Here is a 15,577-nt window from a genome sequence, read left to right as displayed (position 1 = left end):
GGATTCCTTTATTGTTTAGTTTAAGTTGAATGGCTTAAGCGCTGGCTTGGTGCCACTGGGCCAGTACATCGGCGTGGATCGGATTGGGCATCGCATGCAAAATGGTGGGATAAGGCCGTTCGGCATCATCGGCATAGCCATGACTAAACAGGCGAACCCGGTTTAGGCAGATTTTTTCAAACTGGGGGCGGAACAGGTCAAATTTCTGAATGCGCTCGTTCAACTCGGGATGCTGCTGGTGAAATTCATGCGCTACATCAGCCACTTGTTGCCAGAACTCCGCCTCAGTGTGGTTAAAGTCCTGCAAAAAGATGCTGCTGATATAGCGATAATGCACAATAAACAGGCCGGTAAAAATAAAGTGCGTCAGGTCCTGTGCTGTATGACGTAGCAAAACCTTAGCTTCTGGCGGCAGGCTGGCCAGCTCAGGAAAGGCTTCATCAATCAGGTTCACGTCATCAATAAAGTCCTTGATTACCATGCGCTTGGGTAAGCCATTTTCATGGATGAGCAAACTGTTTTCGCCATGCGGTGAAAACACCAGTCCATAACGATACAAGCCATACAGCAATGGCGTCATACACACTTGCACAAACTGCCTAAGCCAGGTTAACGGTTGCAGGCCAGAGCGCTCTACTAATGCCGTCAATACCGAATGGCCGTCCAGATCACGATGCACAAGCGCTGCCTGACTGAGAACCTGCTCGCTATCCTGTAAATAGCCCTGCACACTTTCACGCCATAGACAGCCAAACAGCTCCTTAAACTGGTAGGGCGCGCCATCAATCTGGTCAAAACAGGGCTGGTCAACCGTCACTGTGGCATCTTCGCCCAGCAGCACCAGTCCGGTTTGCTGCCACACGGCATCATTGGCAAAGGTGGTCTTGAGCCATTGGGTAAACGCTGGCGCTGCCTTGTTACGGTCAGATGGCAGGCCGCGGTAAACCGCTGTGTTAAAAATGCTTAATGGCAATTTGACATAGCGCCGCTCAGGGTGGCTAATGTTGCTAAAGGTACGAATGGACTGCATGGGCATGTACCAGTCCTGTGACAGGCCCAGTGCAATAATGTGCTGGCTGGCAATTTCACCAGCATAGGTACTCATCAGCCAGTGATGCCACTGCCACGGATGCACCAGTAGCAAGATATAGTCATCCGGCTGCTGACCAGCATCGCGAATGTGCTGCAAAAATTCGGTTAATTGCTGCGAATCCAGCTCCTGTGCATACAGGGTTTGCAAATCCAGTCCGTCAATATGGTGATAATCCGCCAGTTGCTGATGCACTGCTACCCATAGTAGCTGTAGCTTGGGCTGCATTTCCGGCGCAAAATTCAGGTAATCGTGGTAGCCAAAACCCATGCGGCCCTTGCTCATGATCAGCCACGGATGGCCGCGTAATACCCCTTCCACTTCGGCAGCCGACAGATTGGTAATGGCTCTGCTGTCCGGGCGCTGCTGATCAAACAAATGCGCTTCTGCCACCCAGGTATTGTTCATTTCCTTAACCAGATAGGTCATGGTAAAGGGCTTGACCTCAGCTTGTCTGGCCACACTGGTGATAAACTGGTGCAGGTTCCAGGCAGGCTCAGCCTGTACCAATGGTTCAGACAAAGTTGCAACAGGCACTGCATACTGGCGCACCGAGCCGGGCTGGATATACCAGTGACCCAGCTGATATTGAAAACCCTGAAACTGATAATACTGCTCGCCCAGATTGACTTGCCAGACTGCTAGTTTGGTTGCAGTACCAGCAACGCTAGCTATTTCTTGTGCTTTAGTCTGCTGTGTTTCAATCTGCTGTATTTCAATATTGTGGGCCTCAAGCTTTTGCGCCTCAATGATTTCTTCATATAAAAACTCGGCAATGGCCATTTCAATCAGGCGTGTACCTGCTTGTTGCCATTGCTGCTGGTTAATTTGTAATGATGCCACGGTCATGAGCAATACTCCGTCTGGATACAGGCCGGTCATTTAAGCCGACTGCAATAAAAATAAAGGAAAGTAAAAGAATGAAAGCAGCCAGCCAGAATGGTGCGGCCAACCCATAAATGCCAACCACCAGTGCAGCCGCCAGCGGTGCCAGTAACTGCCCGGCATGCTGGGTGGTGCTGGCAAGGCTGAAGTACCAGTGCGGGCTATGCGCTGCGTTCTGGAACAAATACAGCTCTAGTTGTGTCTGTGCCAGTAGCAGGCTTAAACCAAACAGCATGCGCGCCAAAAACAGCAGACTGATATGACTGGCCAGCGCCTGCCCAAGCAGACTCATCACCAGCAAACCCAGCAATACGGCATAGCGCTGCTCAAAACTGTGCTGATGCAGCCATTTGCTTTTTAGTAAGGGATAGGCACATAAAGCCATCAGGGAAGGCAGCAGGTATAGCCATGCCGATTGCAAACGATCCAGTTGCATTACATTCATGCTATAGGCGGTTAAATAAGGCCGCACTGCATTGGTGGCCATGCTAAAAGCCAGCACCAAAAGGCCATACCCCATAATGGTAGTGAATGGCCAACCCTGCGGCTTTTCTAATACAGGCTCGGTGGCCTGTAGCTGTACAGGCTTTAGTGTTTTGCGCTGGCGCAGTACCATCACACAAAGCATCACCTGAACCACATCCAGCACTGCCACCAGCAAAAACAGTTGCAGCGGATGCTCAAACGACAGCACCCAGGCACTGGCCAGCGTTGATGCAATCAGTGCCAGATGCACCACCAGTTGTACCTGACCCACTGTTTGGGCTTGCTGTGCCTTGCCCTGCAATGCAATCAGTGCGCTATAAAACAGAAAATAACTGCTTTTAAACAGCAGCAAGGCAATGGTTAAAGTAAAAAATACCGTCAGATTTGTGGCCAGCGACAAACAGGCGGTCAGGATTGCAGCCATGCTTTGGCCAATAATGAGCAGTTTAATGGCATCAATCCGGCGCGCCAGCAAACCCCATAAGGGTGCTGCCAGCAGTACCGTCAGACGGCAGGTTGCCACATAATTACCGGTTAGGGCCAGATCCGTACGGCCAAACACCTGCTGAAAAAACTGCGGGTAAAACGGCGATAATACGGTTTCGGTAAATACAAACAGAAAGCCACAACACAACAGTAAGGATTTGCTACCCAGCAGGCGCATAGGCTGCTCCAAATTGCTGGAAGGTGTTATCGCTCACCAATTCATACGCAGGTTGTTCCAGTAACTGATTAATAATCGTGGCTGCGCGCCATGCGCCCAGACCCAGATCCGGTGTGCCAATTCCATGCGTATGCAGCTCGGCATTTTGCACAAAAATCCGGCCTTGGGCCTGATGCGCCACTTCATAATTGGCACTAATCCGCAAGCGCCCCTGTTTATCGCGTTGCAGCACCTCATCCAGACCCTGCATAAACGCTGGTAGACGATGCTGATAACCGGTGGCACTAATCACGTAATCTGCAATAACTTCAAAGTATTGCTGTTGCTGCTGTTGCTTAAAAGTCAGCACAAATCGGTTGTCCTGCCGTGATGCCTGCACCAGTTCACTCAAGCCGGCCAGCGTGACCTGTTGTGACTGGCCAGCAATGGTGCGGTGATACAGTTGTTCATAAATTGCGGCAATGGTGCCAAAGCTAATGCCCTTGTAAAACAGGCCCTGATTAGGCACAAGCTGGTCTTTTAAGGCTTGTGGCAACTGGTAAAAATAACGGGTGTAATCCGGGGTAAAATGTTCCAGTCCCAGCGCCGAATATTCCATGGGGAAAAACCCACTGGCGCGGGTGAGCCAGTCAATCTGGTACTGCGCCTGCCCCTGTGCATTGAGTTGTCGCGCAAACAGCGACTGAAATACCTCTGCTGCTGATTGACCAGCACCCAGTACCACCACGCGCCCCGACTGAATCTGCTCACCCTTTTGCATAAAGTCGGCTGAATGAAAGCAATATTGTGGATAATCGCGGCTAAAGGCTCTTAGGCATTCCGGCAGGCCGGGTACAGTACCCGTTCCTAGCACCAGCGCACGTGTGTGATAAGTCTGGCATTGGCCAGCTTGCTGCACGTCTACTGCAAACCCATCCTTTACTGGATAAACTGCGGTGACCTGACTTTGATACTGAATACGGCTTAATTGCTGGCTCACCCATTGGCAATAATGGTTGTATTCCTGCCGGGGGATGTGCAGTTTTTCCAGAAAATAAAATTTGAACAGCCGGCCATGCTGCTTCAGATAATTTAAAAAACTAAACGGACTGGTGGGGTCAACCATGCTCACCAGATCGGCCATAAACGGAACCTGAAGTGTGGTGCCTGGCAGTAACATGCCGTCATGCCATGAAAACGCGGCTTTTTGCTCAAAAAAGCAATAATCCAGTTGCGTATGATGCGGATGCAGCAGCGCTGCCAGACTCAGGTTAAATGGCCCAAGGCCAATACCAATCATATCAAGCATAAATCTGCTCCTGCTGTGAGCCGACCTTGAGCGGATTGTTGATGTTTACATAGACCGACTGGAATTCCAGTGGTGCCAGCAGTTCATCCAGCTCATGCAAACGGGTGAGCAAATTGCCCTTATATGGCAAGGTGTCAGCAGTCAGCAGCCAGTGCAGTAAAGTACTTTCGGGATACTGCATTAGCAAAGCCTGCAAGGTGTATTGCAAGCGTTGCAACAAGGTAGTTTCATCAATAAAACCCGTTGCCCCCAGCGCATTGATCAGGCCAAAAATCGTATTGCCAAACAGGTAATAAATCACCCGTTCATCCACAAAGGACTTTGGCCCCACGGACTGGGCATCGGTGGCTAAAACTGGAAACAGCTCAATAATCTGCTGGGCATATTCTTCAATATAGTAAAAGCCCTGATTATCACGTAGCCAGAATTTGGACGGCCATAACTGGTTTAGCTCAAGCAGGGTGTTTTGCTGGTGCGCCTCAAATGCCATGCCAAAGCGCATGTAAATACCCAGCATGGGTTCTACGGCTACTTGCAGAAAACGTGCAAACCAGTCTGTGGCAATCTCTTCGGGCGGGCGATTTTCCTGCATAGCCAAGGTAGCAATAATCTGCTGCAAGCGGTTTTCCGGTTTGATGGGATGATCCTGACACAGGCTGGCCATACAGCTCACCTGCACATGCTCATCAAAAGGATTGTCACGCAAAATACAAATAGTCTCATTGACCACCTTGCCCTGCCAGTGCAAGGCAATCCATGCTGGATCATTAATGGCTGCCAGCGTTGGATAATCCTGCTGCAACTGTGCACCAAACTCACTACGCCACAAGCGGCAACCGGTTTCACCGCGCAGGCACTCATGCGCCTGATTGACCCGAATCGAATTGGTGATGGCAACCGACAAGGACGGCTTGAACATCCACGGCGCATTGATAGCCGCCAGTGTGCGAATAGACGTAGTGGGTGACAGTTGCCAACCCATGCGCCCCAGATCAACCAGTTGGCCTGCATCAAGCAGGTGTTGCCACCAGTCTTTGCCGCTTAAATAACGCGCCTGCCACGGATGCAACGGCAATAATTTCCATTGTGGATATTGCTGCATTAAAGCCTGTTGGCGTGTAGTGGCAACAGGCTTTAAAAGTTGCCTGAGGGTGGCTGTTGGCAAGGTATTATCTGCGCTGCTTTCCGCGATATAATCCGGTGCCACCAGCCAGAAATGTAGCTGGCATTGCCCTTGGGTTTCGGGCGAATACTGCACAAATTCTTCATGCATAAAGCCTTGCCGACTTTTGGGCGTTGGATGCATGGCATGGCCAGCCAGCAAGGCTTGTTCACTAAATATAAAACTCTGTTTTGGCGCTACCAATTCATCCAGTGTCTGTGCACGCTGCTGCAAAAAGTATTGCACGGCATCCCGGCTTTGCACCCAGCGCTCCAGCACACTAGCTGCATCAATTGGTCGCCTGCTACTTTGTACAATATCTTCCAGCAACAGGTTGGCCACCAGTACAGGGCTCAACTGACGCCATTGATTGTCCTGCCATAGCCAGGGTTCAGCTGCAATCCGGTGCCTGCCCAGCTGGCTAGCGTAATCCAGTGGCACCATCATGTTCAGGTTTAACGGTCTTAATTTCAGACAAAGCAAAGGCTTGTGCTGACTGATTTTTTGCTGCACCGAATCTTGCTGGGCAGGCAAAATAAGATGGCCGCGGCCTGTTTCCTGCGCATAGGCATTAATCAGGTGTTGTAACGCCAGACGGTTGGCATGCTGTTTCATCACATGCACTCCTGTTGGCGAATTCCCTGCTGCGCTTCGGCTGGCTGCAACAATAAAATGGCCTGCTGCTTGACCAGCGCCAGTAATTGCTCCAGATCAGGCAATGTAATTACCGGATTTAAAATGGTTAATTTGAGACAGGTCTGCTGGTGAAAGCGAGTTACGCCAACATTGGCTTGTCCACTTTGTAGTAAGTGATCAGCCACCTGCTGATTCAACAAATCTAGCTGGTTAGCTGTTAATTCAGGAAAATTTAACCGGAACAGCACACTGGACAATTGTGGCTCAATCATCAGTTGCAACTGTGCATCAGCTTTAATACAGACTGCAATTTGCCGGGCCAGATCAATGCCATGTTCAACCAGATTGCCAAACTGCGCTATACCCAGATGTTGCAGGCTCATCCATAGCTTTAGCGCATCAAAACGGCGTGTGGTTTGCAGTGACCGGGCCACCAGATTGGGCACGCCCTGCATATCATCAAATGCCGAGTTCAGGTAATCAGCCTGATAATGCATTAGGGCAAAATGGGCCGGATTTTTTAATAAAAATGCCCCACAGCTAATGGGTTGAAAAAAGTGCTTATGAAAATCCAGGGTGATGGAATCTGCCTGTTCCAGCCCAGCCAGCCAATGCCGATAGCGCTTTGATAACAGTAACGCCCCGCCCCAGGCAGCATCGACATGCAGCCAAATATCATGTTGCTGGGCAATTACTACAATCTGCTGCAAAGGATCAATTGCGCCGATATCCGTAGTCCCTGCAGTTGCCACAATTGCTGCAATGACATAATCATCCTGCTGCAATTGCACAATGGTTTGCTCTAGGGCATTAATATCCATCCGGCCTTTTGCATCACAGTCAATAGCCACTACCGATTGATAGCCCAATCCCAGTAATGCCATGTTTTTCTGTACTGAAAAATGCGCCTGGCTGGAGCAAATCACCCGCAGGCGCTGGGCATCAGACGGCAAGCCCTGAGTGCGCACCTCAACATTCCAAACCCGTTTTACCGTCGCATCACGCGCCAGTAACAAGCCCATCAGATTGCTTTGCGTACCACCACTGGTAAACACCCCGGCATCACCAGCGCTATAGCCTGCCAAGTCACGCAACCACGCCATCAGCTTCATTTCAATCAAGGTAGCAGCCGGGCTTTGATCCCACGAATCCATGCTTTGATTACTGGCGTTCATTAGCAGTTCGGCGGTCTGGCTAATCATTAAGGTGGGACAGTGCAAATGTGCCACACAATGCGGATGATGCACCTTGAGACTATGCTTGAGATATTGTTCCAGCGCCTGCCCGATCACCTGTTCAGCAGGCTGTGATTCGTTGCCAATATTGAGATGGATGGATTGCGCCAGTGTGGAAACATCCAGCCCGGAATACATGTCTGGTTCGGATAACCACTGTTGAATGCCTTTAATGGCCTGCTCTAACTGTTGCTGATAGTGTTGCCGGGAAATCTCACTGTCACACAGCAAAAAGTGCTCAACCTGATTTTTGGAAGTGCTACTGCTGGAAGTACTACTGGTATGCATCATGCTGCGGCACCCCGCTGCTCTAGCAAAGCGGCCTGCAATGCTGCCTTGAAGCGGCTAATCACCTGCTCACATTCACTGCTGGAAATAATCAGCGGTGGCAACAGGCGAATAACTGTTCCATTGCGGCCACCGCGTTCCAGTAACAGGCCATGCTCAAAGCACTGCTGCTGAATGGCAACCGCCAGCGCCGCATCAGCCGGATATGCCCCCAGATGATCTGCCGGCAGGCGTTCATCAACAATTTCAATGCCCAGCATCAAGCCCAGACCACGCACCTGCCCCAGACAGGCAAACTGATTTTGCAAGGCTGTGAGCTGCTGCATTAAGGCATCGCCCTGTTTTTGTACCTGTAACAGGTTGTCAGGCTGGCTCAGGTAGTTTAGGGTGGCAAGCCCGGTTGCCATAGCCAACTGATTGCCCCGAAACGTGCCGGTATGTGCTCCTGCCTGCCACTGGTCAAACTCGCGGCGAATGGCCAGTACTGCCAGTGGTAAGCCGCCGCCGACTGCCTTGGACATCACCACAATATCCGGTTCAATCCCAGCATGCTGGAATGCAAAGCGTTTTCCAGTACGGCCAAATCCGGCCTGTACTTCATCAATAATCAGCAAAATGCCATGGCGCCGGGTCACCTCGCGGATTTTTTGCAGCCATGCAACCGGAGCCACATTGACACCACCCTCACCCTGCACGGCCTCCAGAATCACCGCAGCCGGCAAGCAAACCCCGCTTTCCACATCCTCAATAAAATTTTCAAAATAATGCGCCAGTGCGGTACTGCCCTGTGTAGCACCCAAACCCAGCGGGCAGCGATAGGCATGCGGATACGGCATAAACTGTACATCCGGCATTAGTCCGCTCACCTGCTGCTTGGGTGCCAGATTACCCGTCACTGCCAGTGCCCCGTGTGTCATGCCATGATAACCACCGGAGAAACTAATGATATGACGCCGCTTGGTTACTGTTTTGGCCAGTTTCAGTGCTGCTTCTACGGCATCTGCGCCAGAAGGGCCACAAAACTGTAAACAATAATCATTAACATTATTTGCCAAAAAAAATAGCAGGCTTTCACTAAAGGCATCTTTTAGAGGTGTGGTGAGATCAAGAGTGTGTAATGGCAAGCCCTGCTCTAATACCTGCTGAATGGCCTGAATAATGTGCGGATGATTATGGCCTAGCGCCAGTGTGCCTGCTCCCGCCAGACAATCCAGATAATCCTTGCCATTGGCATCGGTTACCCAGCAGCCTTGTGCTCTGGTAATGGCCAGTGGCAATTTTCGCGGATAACTGCGCACACTGGATTCAAAGTAGGCTTGTCGCTCCAGCCAGTACTCATTGTTATAGGTTTTAGTGCCTGCACCCAACATTGCTTGAGCTGTCATTATTTCTCCACTTGTTTATTGTTAATGCTAATTATTATCATTAATACTACATTTATATTTTAAATTTGTCTAACAAAATGATATTTTTATACTGTTTGATCCCGCACTCAGAGATTAAATAATAAATTTCTACTGATTCAACAAATAATAACTTTAAAAATGACTTCTAAAAATCAATCAACTAAAAGAAGGTTTTATATGATTTTATTAATGTTAGTAGCGATAGAAACTTATAAAATCCAAGCAGCCTGTTTGTAGCTGGTAAAATATAAATTTTGCTTGATCAATTTTTTAAAGAAAAAACTTATGCTGACACGATTGATCCAAGGCCATTTGTCATTACATTGCATGACCATAAACCAAAGATATGCTGAATCATTCAGGGGTTAGGTGCTTAAAGATGGCCTGCAACTCTAAAAATTGTAGGTAAAGTCATGCCCTGCTCTGAACTTACCAGCTTTTACTATAGCTGTCGGGCATTAGCCCAAAGTAATTCAGGCCATAGATAATAACCCCTAGCAATAAGCCCAGTGCAATCATGAGCATACCGCAGGTTTTTTTAGGGTTGCCAAGTGTGGCTTGAGTAGGCTGATAGCTGGAATTAACCTGGTCATTAGCCTGAATCACTACAGTATTGTGGTTGTTACCATAGCTATATATCAGCTCCATAAACTCATCAAGCACTGCTCCTTCCAGCAGGTAGGGATTAAATGTAGACCAGCGCTGTTTCTGGATAAAATCCTGAATATGTGTTTCGGTAATTGCATATACCATGCTCCAGCGCTTGAATCGAGGCTCAACGCCAGCCTGTTCATAGATCAGCTTTTGATGACGATAATGAGGATAAGCCATTAAATCGTGCTTGAACTGATCCATTCCGCCATGCCTGCTTTCGATGCAATGAAAGATATACTGTTCGCTATACAGCAATAGCCCGGTTACCTCCTCACGCACGTGATAGGCGATTCCACTATTTCGAAGTTGCTGGAGCGTTTCTGCCAGATCAATCAGCTCAGTACTGATCGTGCTGATAAACACCACACGTTCACAATTTTGCATATGCTCAAGGCTCTATTTAATGAGTATTGTTATAAAACATCATCATAGCTGACCAGAAAGCCTGAAAAATGAATGAAGTACAACTTTCATTAACTTTCTTTTTATAGATTTAAGTCTGGCGGTGTACGAGTTTAGTGGTTTAGTGACTCTGCCATTTTATTGAAGAGAGCGACGGTGTATTAAGCAGCACTACCCAAAACATCAGGAGCACAAAAGCTACTCCCACAATAAACACGATGTATTTACGGCTAGTCACCTGCCCTGATTCATCCCCCGGATAAATCATGTTATTCAAGGGCGCTAACCGGGAAATTTTAGTGATTTCAATATTGGTACTAATCGTAAAATTTCCTTGGGGGGTAATGGTTTTTCCCTTCAGGAATTCACGGACTTTTTTTAATACAAAGTCATTGATAAGTTGCTTAATTTCTTCATCCGGCAATTGATCATCAATAATGATGGTGCCTTTCCCTGTAGATTTTTTAAAACCACTGATCTCAAAACTGTACCTGAAATCAATTTTTTCTTTATGGGCATGCATAATCTCAGGTTTTTCACCAGTCATTGTGTTTGCCTTAAGGGGTTAACTTAAAGAACGGATGCTACATGATACAGAGCCTAACTGAATATCCCAAGATTAAATATTAGTTAAGATTTGTGTCTGCTGGCAGATCAACAGGCGCGGCCATGATTATCAGCTTCTTTAAATGACCTTTAATCTAGTCCACCCTATTAATGGTTGATGATCACTTCGCTTTACAAACAACTGTGCATTACTTTCTATTGGGATACCAAACTTTACTATTGTCAATCAGGTTTATAGGGCCGAAAACCTCATGCAGAAAGCCATCACTTTGGCCGGGAAAATGACTGCTAAAAATCGCAGTACCTATAGGCAGATTAAACATAATTCACGGGCAAATCTGCTAAAAACTGCCAGCAAATTTTGTAGGGCTATCTATCTTAACTGGTCAAGCAAGCTTAGCCCATCATGATTGAGCAGCTTATTAACTATAACGTGCTGAAACTATTGGGCTGGAATGGCATAAGTTCCCACCGCATGCGCAACGGGTTCATCCATACCTTTTGAATACAACCAAACTTCACCCACTACCAGGGTTTTGCCCACTTTCATGAGTCGGCAATCGCCAATAATCTCCTGATCACCGGCAGGTTTACGCAAAAAATTAAGCGTCATGCTGGTGGTTACTGCCAGGGGAATTAAGCCAACCGTTCCCAGAATCGCCACATAAAGGGCAAAATCGGCAACCAGCATCAAGGTTGGGCCAGACACCGTTCCACCGGGGCGTAAATCATTGTGATCCGTCCGGTAAATAATCGTTGCACGTCGATCCGAAACCTCATCAATCTCGCATTTTGCTTGCGCCTGCTGAAACTCACGGGCTAAAAATGCTGTGATTTCCGCTTTGGATGCACCCATTGTAAACTTCCCTAATATGTTATTAAGACTGTTAAACCTGCTTCTTTCTGTCAAATGAATGCTAGCTAAGCTTTATTCTGTTGACTTACTAGCTTTTTTGGATGGCAGTTTGAGTACTATCAACCTTACCAGACTTTTTCGACAGCAAATTCATCACTTGCCGATAGGTTGGCGGTTCAGGCGCATAACCGCGCTCACGCAATAACTGATGCATCTTTGGTAGCTTAAAATAAGGCACGGAGGCCATCAGGTGATGTTCCATGTGATAGTTCACCCGGATTGGCGCTACAAAAGCCCGTGCAAACCAGCCAGCCTTGGTAGTGCGGGTATTGGTGAGTGCCGAGTTACTGGTTTCCATTCCCGCATGCTCGGCCATGGAACGGATGCGGATAAATAAGGGAAACGGCGTGAGATACGCCAGCGGCCACAATAAATATAATTTGGGATGGCCTGCTGCCCACAAAGCGCCAAATAGCGCGGCATTGGTAATGATCGCGCCACGGCTATTTTTCAGGAGGACACGTGGATAGTCATACCACTGACGGCCTTCGCGTGGCAACCAGGTTTTGTCATTGGCAACTGTCCACTTTAAAACCTCGGCATCCATCAGGACACGGCCCAGACTGAATTTCAGTCCTGTAACCCCGCTAATATCACGCAGAAACTTGCGGGCCAGTGATTTTTTAGTGGTGGGATAGCCGGTCACCAATGACATATCAGGGTCATCAACCGTAGAGGTTTTGGCATGATGGCGCATATGGTGCGCACGGTATTTATGCAGGTCATTCCAGATTGGCTTGGCACATGCCCAGTCTACAATATGGTCATTGAGCCACTTGTTTTTAAACAGGCTACTGTGCGAGGCATCATGCATCAGGATTGCCAGCGCCAACTGCCGTCCAGCCAGAATAGCCAATGCAGCAGCACAAACCAGCAGCTTGCCCCAACCCGGCAAATACTTCCATGACACAGCAACCCCGGCAAAGGTAGCTCCAATCACTGCCCAGGTTGAAGCCACTGCCCAGCCACCCTGACTGTCCGATGGTTCAGTCAGTTCCCTGATTTCATCCCGGCTAAACAGCTCAGCAACGCTTACACGAGTATTCATGCCTAATCCTTCCACGTTTGACGCCAATGGTTTTAATTTCATATTTTCAATAATATTACCAAAAAAGAAATATTTCAATAATTTTATTTAAATTCAAAATATGTAATTATAATTAAAATCACCATAAAATAAAAAAGGCATCCTGAGAGATGCCTGAGTGTTCGCTAGGTATAAAAGATAATGACAAGCGCTGTGTTAAGGTAACTGCTTATAGATGATTTAAAAATAATAATGCTAAGCTTTTTGCATTTCCTTAATCACATTCGGTATGCCATCACGATGAAATGCTTCAAAAGGCCTGGAATTATTATGGTCTGGGAGCGGAAAATACGGCGAAACCAGCGATGCCCCGCCATCAATCCTGACATTCACCCCGGTCATAAACGCAGTCGCAGGCGATAATAAAAAACACATCAGTGCAGACACTTCAGATTCTGTTGCCATACGCTTTAATGGAATTTTGGCGGCAACCGTGGGAATCATGGCTTTCATGCCATCCTTATAGGAATCCAGTCCCGATGCCATAACCCAGCCCGGCGCAACTGCATTAACCCGGACACCGGCTCTGGCCCATTCCAGTGCAGACGTTTTGGTTAAATTATCAATCCCTGCCCGTGCTGCACCTGAATGACCCATGCCCGGCAGTCCATCCCACATGTCGATGGTCATATTGACAATACTGCCCCCTGTTTTTGACATGCTCTGGTTAAACACTTCCCGCATCATCAAAAATGTTCCCAACAGGTTATTGCGCACCACACTGTCAAACGCATTGGCCGACATGGTTTCTAAAAATGCAGGAAACTGACCGCCTGCATTGTTAACCAGACCATCAATCCTGCCAAACTCGGCAACAATCGAAGCCACCGTTTGCTTTACGACCACTTCATCACGATTATCACAAACGCGATAGCTGGCCTTGCCGCCATCCTCAATGATTTCCTGCTGCACACGCTGAAGCTTCTCTTCTTTTCTTCCGGTAAGAATCACCTGCGCACCCAGGGACGCCAGTTCATGCGCGGTGCAACGACCAATGCCTGAACCACCACCAGTAACAATAACAACCTGCTGATTAAAGATATTGGCTGCCAAGGCAGACTGATATAAAGGCATATTGGCTCCAGCGCACAAATTCATTATTTAATTAGCAGAACTTAAGCTGCTTCTGTTTGTGGCCAGCGTCTTCCGCAGTTAACAGGGCGGGTGTTGTTGTGCCCAAAGTTAACTCATGCAACTGTTGCCAAAGCTGTTGACCAACCTGATCCAGTTGCTGCACATCAGCCGCAAACTGGTTTCTTGCTTCAATATTGATAAAAGGTTCAGGCAATAAAGGGTCATTCATTAATAAGGAGATAGTCTGACGACCCAGTAATAATGATTCTCTGGCTGCATCTTCAAGACCCAAGGCCGGTACTCGGCTTAACCAGTGCTGGATGATATGACTGTACTTTTCATAATTTTTATTCAAGGTTTCAGTTAACCATAACTTTTTGATCATTCCTGTTGTGGCCTGATCAAAACAACTGATCTGGCACATCTTGGCTTCTGGCTCCAGACCAGCGGTTTTTAGATTCTTAAGAATATCCTCAAAAGAAGCCGCCAGATTATCAGGACGAATAAATACCCCTTGTTCCAACTCACGAAAGCCATAATGCTTGAGCGCCCGCTCCCGGCGTTTTAACGCAGTACGATCCACTCTGCCCAAAGTTCCTGTCAATACCGCCAGATATTGTTGTTTCCAAACCTTGGTTTCCTTAAGCCCTGTTCTGCGGTTTAGCATCACACTGGCCCACTCATGCGCTTGCTCACTCAGTTGGTACACGCCCCGTTCGGCAGCAACAATCACGCCCTCGCTGGATAACCGGGTCACTGCCACCCGGATGCCATTCTCACTTAACCCAAATAGTTTGGCCGCTAAAATCATTTGCTTAATTGAAATCGCCTGCCCTTCAGAGGCCAGCAACAAGTCAGTAATTAAATGACGGGCATTGAGTTTTTGAGTGGTCATAACTTTCCACGTGGCTTAAAAAGGGTTTGGCTATTAACAGGAATTCAGAATACGGGAATCGCAGCAATATTAGAGTTGGAGCAAATCTCAACAGCAGCTCTCAACAACAGCATCAGCCAAATATTACATTTAATTAATTAAAATTCAATGTATGAAATATAATTTTAAAATTAACTGATACCGCTTGCTGTTTAAAAGATGAATTTTAAAAATAGCTTATTGCAATAAAAAATGAATATTTGGAAAATTCCTATACACTGACTTTACTTGAAACCAAAGTTGTTCTTGAGGGCATTACGGTGGGTGGTAAAGCAATCCGTGAGCACTTTGAAGCCATTAACCATCGCAATGACATTTTTTTTGTTGAAGACATTATCAAAAAATATGAACCTTTTTCAGAGTGGCAAATTCGTAATATTCATCAGCTCATCCTGAAAAACATTGATTATGAGAACGCTGGTCGCTATTGGCAAAATAATGTACTTATTACGGGTGCTTCCTATACTCCACCGGATCATTCAATCATTGCTGACAAAATGAACCAGTTTATCGAGTGGTATCATCAACAGGCAGCTCATCTTTATCTCATCGCTAATGCTATCATGGATGGCTTTAAGCCTTATCAACAGGTACTGGAATAAATTAATCAGAAGTAGTGTTCAGATAAAATACGGCTTATTAATTTGAATAAAACTAGCCTAAACTTGGGCATGAGATAGAATAATAAGCACAGAACCAAGTATAGCGATGCTTAGCCAGACTATAAAATAAATATATACCCCTACCTCATAATACTACAGTTTACTTCCACCTCAGCCATAACCACCTCTTGATGCGCAGTA

General features: G+C 47.3%; 12 protein-coding genes and 1 pseudogene. 1 reads left to right on the top strand and 12 read right to left on the bottom strand.

Features of this window, described 5'->3' with window-relative positions; translation table 11 throughout:
* Positions 1-34 precede the first annotated feature (34 nt).
* From Q337_RS0102450 to Q337_RS16480, 12 genes are all read right to left on the bottom strand, one after another.
* On the bottom strand, positions 35-1,939 hold the full coding sequence (locus Q337_RS0102450) for an IucA/IucC family protein (RefSeq protein WP_026470231.1): 1,905 nt from the start codon (positions 1,937-1,939) through the stop codon (positions 35-37).
* Positions 1,914-3,125, bottom strand: a complete 1,212-nt coding sequence (locus tag Q337_RS16495; RefSeq protein ID WP_051526499.1) for an MFS transporter — start codon at positions 3,123-3,125, stop codon at positions 1,914-1,916. Before Q337_RS16495 ends, Q337_RS0102450 begins: the two co-directional genes overlap by 26 nt.
* Positions 3,109-4,413, bottom strand: coding sequence for a lysine N(6)-hydroxylase/L-ornithine N(5)-oxygenase family protein (locus tag Q337_RS16490; RefSeq protein WP_051526498.1), 1,305 nt, complete (start codon positions 4,411-4,413; stop codon positions 3,109-3,111). Before Q337_RS16490 ends, Q337_RS16495 begins: the two co-directional genes overlap by 17 nt.
* The gene (locus Q337_RS0102435; protein WP_026470230.1) at positions 4,406-6,190 is read right to left on the bottom strand and encodes an IucA/IucC family protein; all 1,785 of its coding nucleotides are present in this window, start codon (positions 6,188-6,190) and stop codon (positions 4,406-4,408) included. The genes Q337_RS16490 and Q337_RS0102435 overlap by 8 nt, the downstream gene beginning before the upstream one ends.
* Positions 6,190-7,734, bottom strand: coding sequence for a pyridoxal phosphate-dependent decarboxylase family protein (locus Q337_RS16485; RefSeq protein WP_051526703.1), 1,545 nt, complete (start codon positions 7,732-7,734; stop codon positions 6,190-6,192). Before Q337_RS16485 ends, Q337_RS0102435 begins: the two co-directional genes overlap by 1 nt.
* Complete coding sequence (locus tag Q337_RS0102425; protein WP_156935747.1) at positions 7,734-9,104, bottom strand: diaminobutyrate--2-oxoglutarate transaminase; 1,371 nt, start codon at positions 9,102-9,104, stop codon at positions 7,734-7,736. Before Q337_RS0102425 ends, Q337_RS16485 begins: the two co-directional genes overlap by 1 nt.
* A gap of 465 nt (positions 9,105-9,569) precedes the next feature.
* Positions 9,570-10,178 carry a BLUF domain-containing protein gene (locus Q337_RS0102415; protein ID WP_026470228.1) on the bottom strand — a complete coding sequence of 203 codons (609 nt, stop codon included), beginning with the start codon at positions 10,176-10,178 and terminating at the stop codon, positions 9,570-9,572.
* A gap of 139 nt (positions 10,179-10,317) precedes the next feature.
* On the bottom strand, positions 10,318-10,743 hold the full coding sequence (locus Q337_RS0102410) for a hypothetical protein (protein WP_026470227.1): 426 nt from the start codon (positions 10,741-10,743) through the stop codon (positions 10,318-10,320).
* Positions 10,744-11,205: 462 nt separating this feature from the next.
* Positions 11,206-11,619: a PaaI family thioesterase gene (locus Q337_RS0102405; RefSeq protein WP_026470226.1), complete on the bottom strand. Its 414-nt coding sequence runs from the start codon at positions 11,617-11,619 to the stop codon at positions 11,206-11,208.
* A gap of 88 nt (positions 11,620-11,707) precedes the next feature.
* The gene (locus Q337_RS0102400; protein WP_026470225.1) at positions 11,708-12,727 is read right to left on the bottom strand and encodes a fatty acid desaturase family protein; all 1,020 of its coding nucleotides are present in this window, start codon (positions 12,725-12,727) and stop codon (positions 11,708-11,710) included.
* A 234-nt stretch (positions 12,728-12,961) separates the two neighbouring features.
* Entirely contained in the window at positions 12,962-13,840 is an 879-nt protein-coding gene (locus Q337_RS0102395) for an SDR family oxidoreductase (RefSeq protein ID WP_026470224.1), read from the bottom strand.
* A gap of 31 nt (positions 13,841-13,871) precedes the next feature.
* A complete protein-coding gene (locus Q337_RS16480) occupies positions 13,872-14,735 on the bottom strand; it encodes a PaaX family transcriptional regulator (protein ID WP_051526497.1) in 864 nt (287 codons plus the stop codon).
* 254 nt (positions 14,736-14,989) lie between these two features.
* Between Q337_RS16480 and Q337_RS16475 the strand changes: the two are divergent.
* A pseudogene (locus tag Q337_RS16475) lies at positions 14,990-15,334 on the top strand (Fic family protein); the annotation flags it as partial.
* Positions 15,335-15,577 lie beyond the last annotated feature (243 nt).

The organism is Alkanindiges illinoisensis DSM 15370, from assembly GCF_000619845.1.
GTDB classification, from domain to species: domain Bacteria; phylum Pseudomonadota; class Gammaproteobacteria; order Pseudomonadales; family Moraxellaceae; genus Alkanindiges; species Alkanindiges illinoisensis.
Note: the sequence above shows the minus strand (reverse complement) of the source record. Positions and strands in the feature narration are given on the sequence as shown.

What these genes read in the sequence shown, in the direction of transcription:
- Q337_RS16480 (WP_051526497.1), bottom strand. Translation starts at nt 14,735, where the DNA reads ATGACCACTCAAAAACTCAATGCCCGTCATTTAATTACTGACTTGTTG.
- Q337_RS0102435 (WP_026470230.1), bottom strand. Translation starts at nt 6,190, where the DNA reads ATGAAACAGCATGCCAACCGTCTGGCGTTACAACACCTGATTAATGCC.
- Q337_RS0102425 (WP_156935747.1), bottom strand. Translation starts at nt 9,104, where the DNA reads ATGTTGGGTGCAGGCACTAAAACCTATAACAATGAGTACTGGCTGGAG.
- Q337_RS0102450 (WP_026470231.1), bottom strand. Translation starts at nt 1,939, where the DNA reads ATGACCGTGGCATCATTACAAATTAACCAGCAGCAATGGCAACAAGCA.
- Q337_RS0102415 (WP_026470228.1), bottom strand. Translation starts at nt 10,178, where the DNA reads ATGCAAAATTGTGAACGTGTGGTGTTTATCAGCACGATCAGTACTGAG.
- Q337_RS0102410 (WP_026470227.1), bottom strand. Translation starts at nt 10,743, where the DNA reads ATGACTGGTGAAAAACCTGAGATTATGCATGCCCATAAAGAAAAAATT.
- Q337_RS16495 (WP_051526499.1), bottom strand. Translation starts at nt 3,125, where the DNA reads ATGCGCCTGCTGGGTAGCAAATCCTTACTGTTGTGTTGTGGCTTTCTG.
- Q337_RS0102395 (WP_026470224.1), bottom strand. Translation starts at nt 13,840, where the DNA reads ATGCCTTTATATCAGTCTGCCTTGGCAGCCAATATCTTTAATCAGCAG.
- Q337_RS0102405 (WP_026470226.1), bottom strand. Translation starts at nt 11,619, where the DNA reads ATGGGTGCATCCAAAGCGGAAATCACAGCATTTTTAGCCCGTGAGTTT.
- Q337_RS16490 (WP_051526498.1), bottom strand. Translation starts at nt 4,413, where the DNA reads ATGCTTGATATGATTGGTATTGGCCTTGGGCCATTTAACCTGAGTCTG.
- Q337_RS0102400 (WP_026470225.1), bottom strand. Translation starts at nt 12,727, where the DNA reads ATGAATACTCGTGTAAGCGTTGCTGAGCTGTTTAGCCGGGATGAAATC.
- Q337_RS16485 (WP_051526703.1), bottom strand. Translation starts at nt 7,734, where the DNA reads ATGCATACCAGTAGTACTTCCAGCAGTAGCACTTCCAAAAATCAGGTT.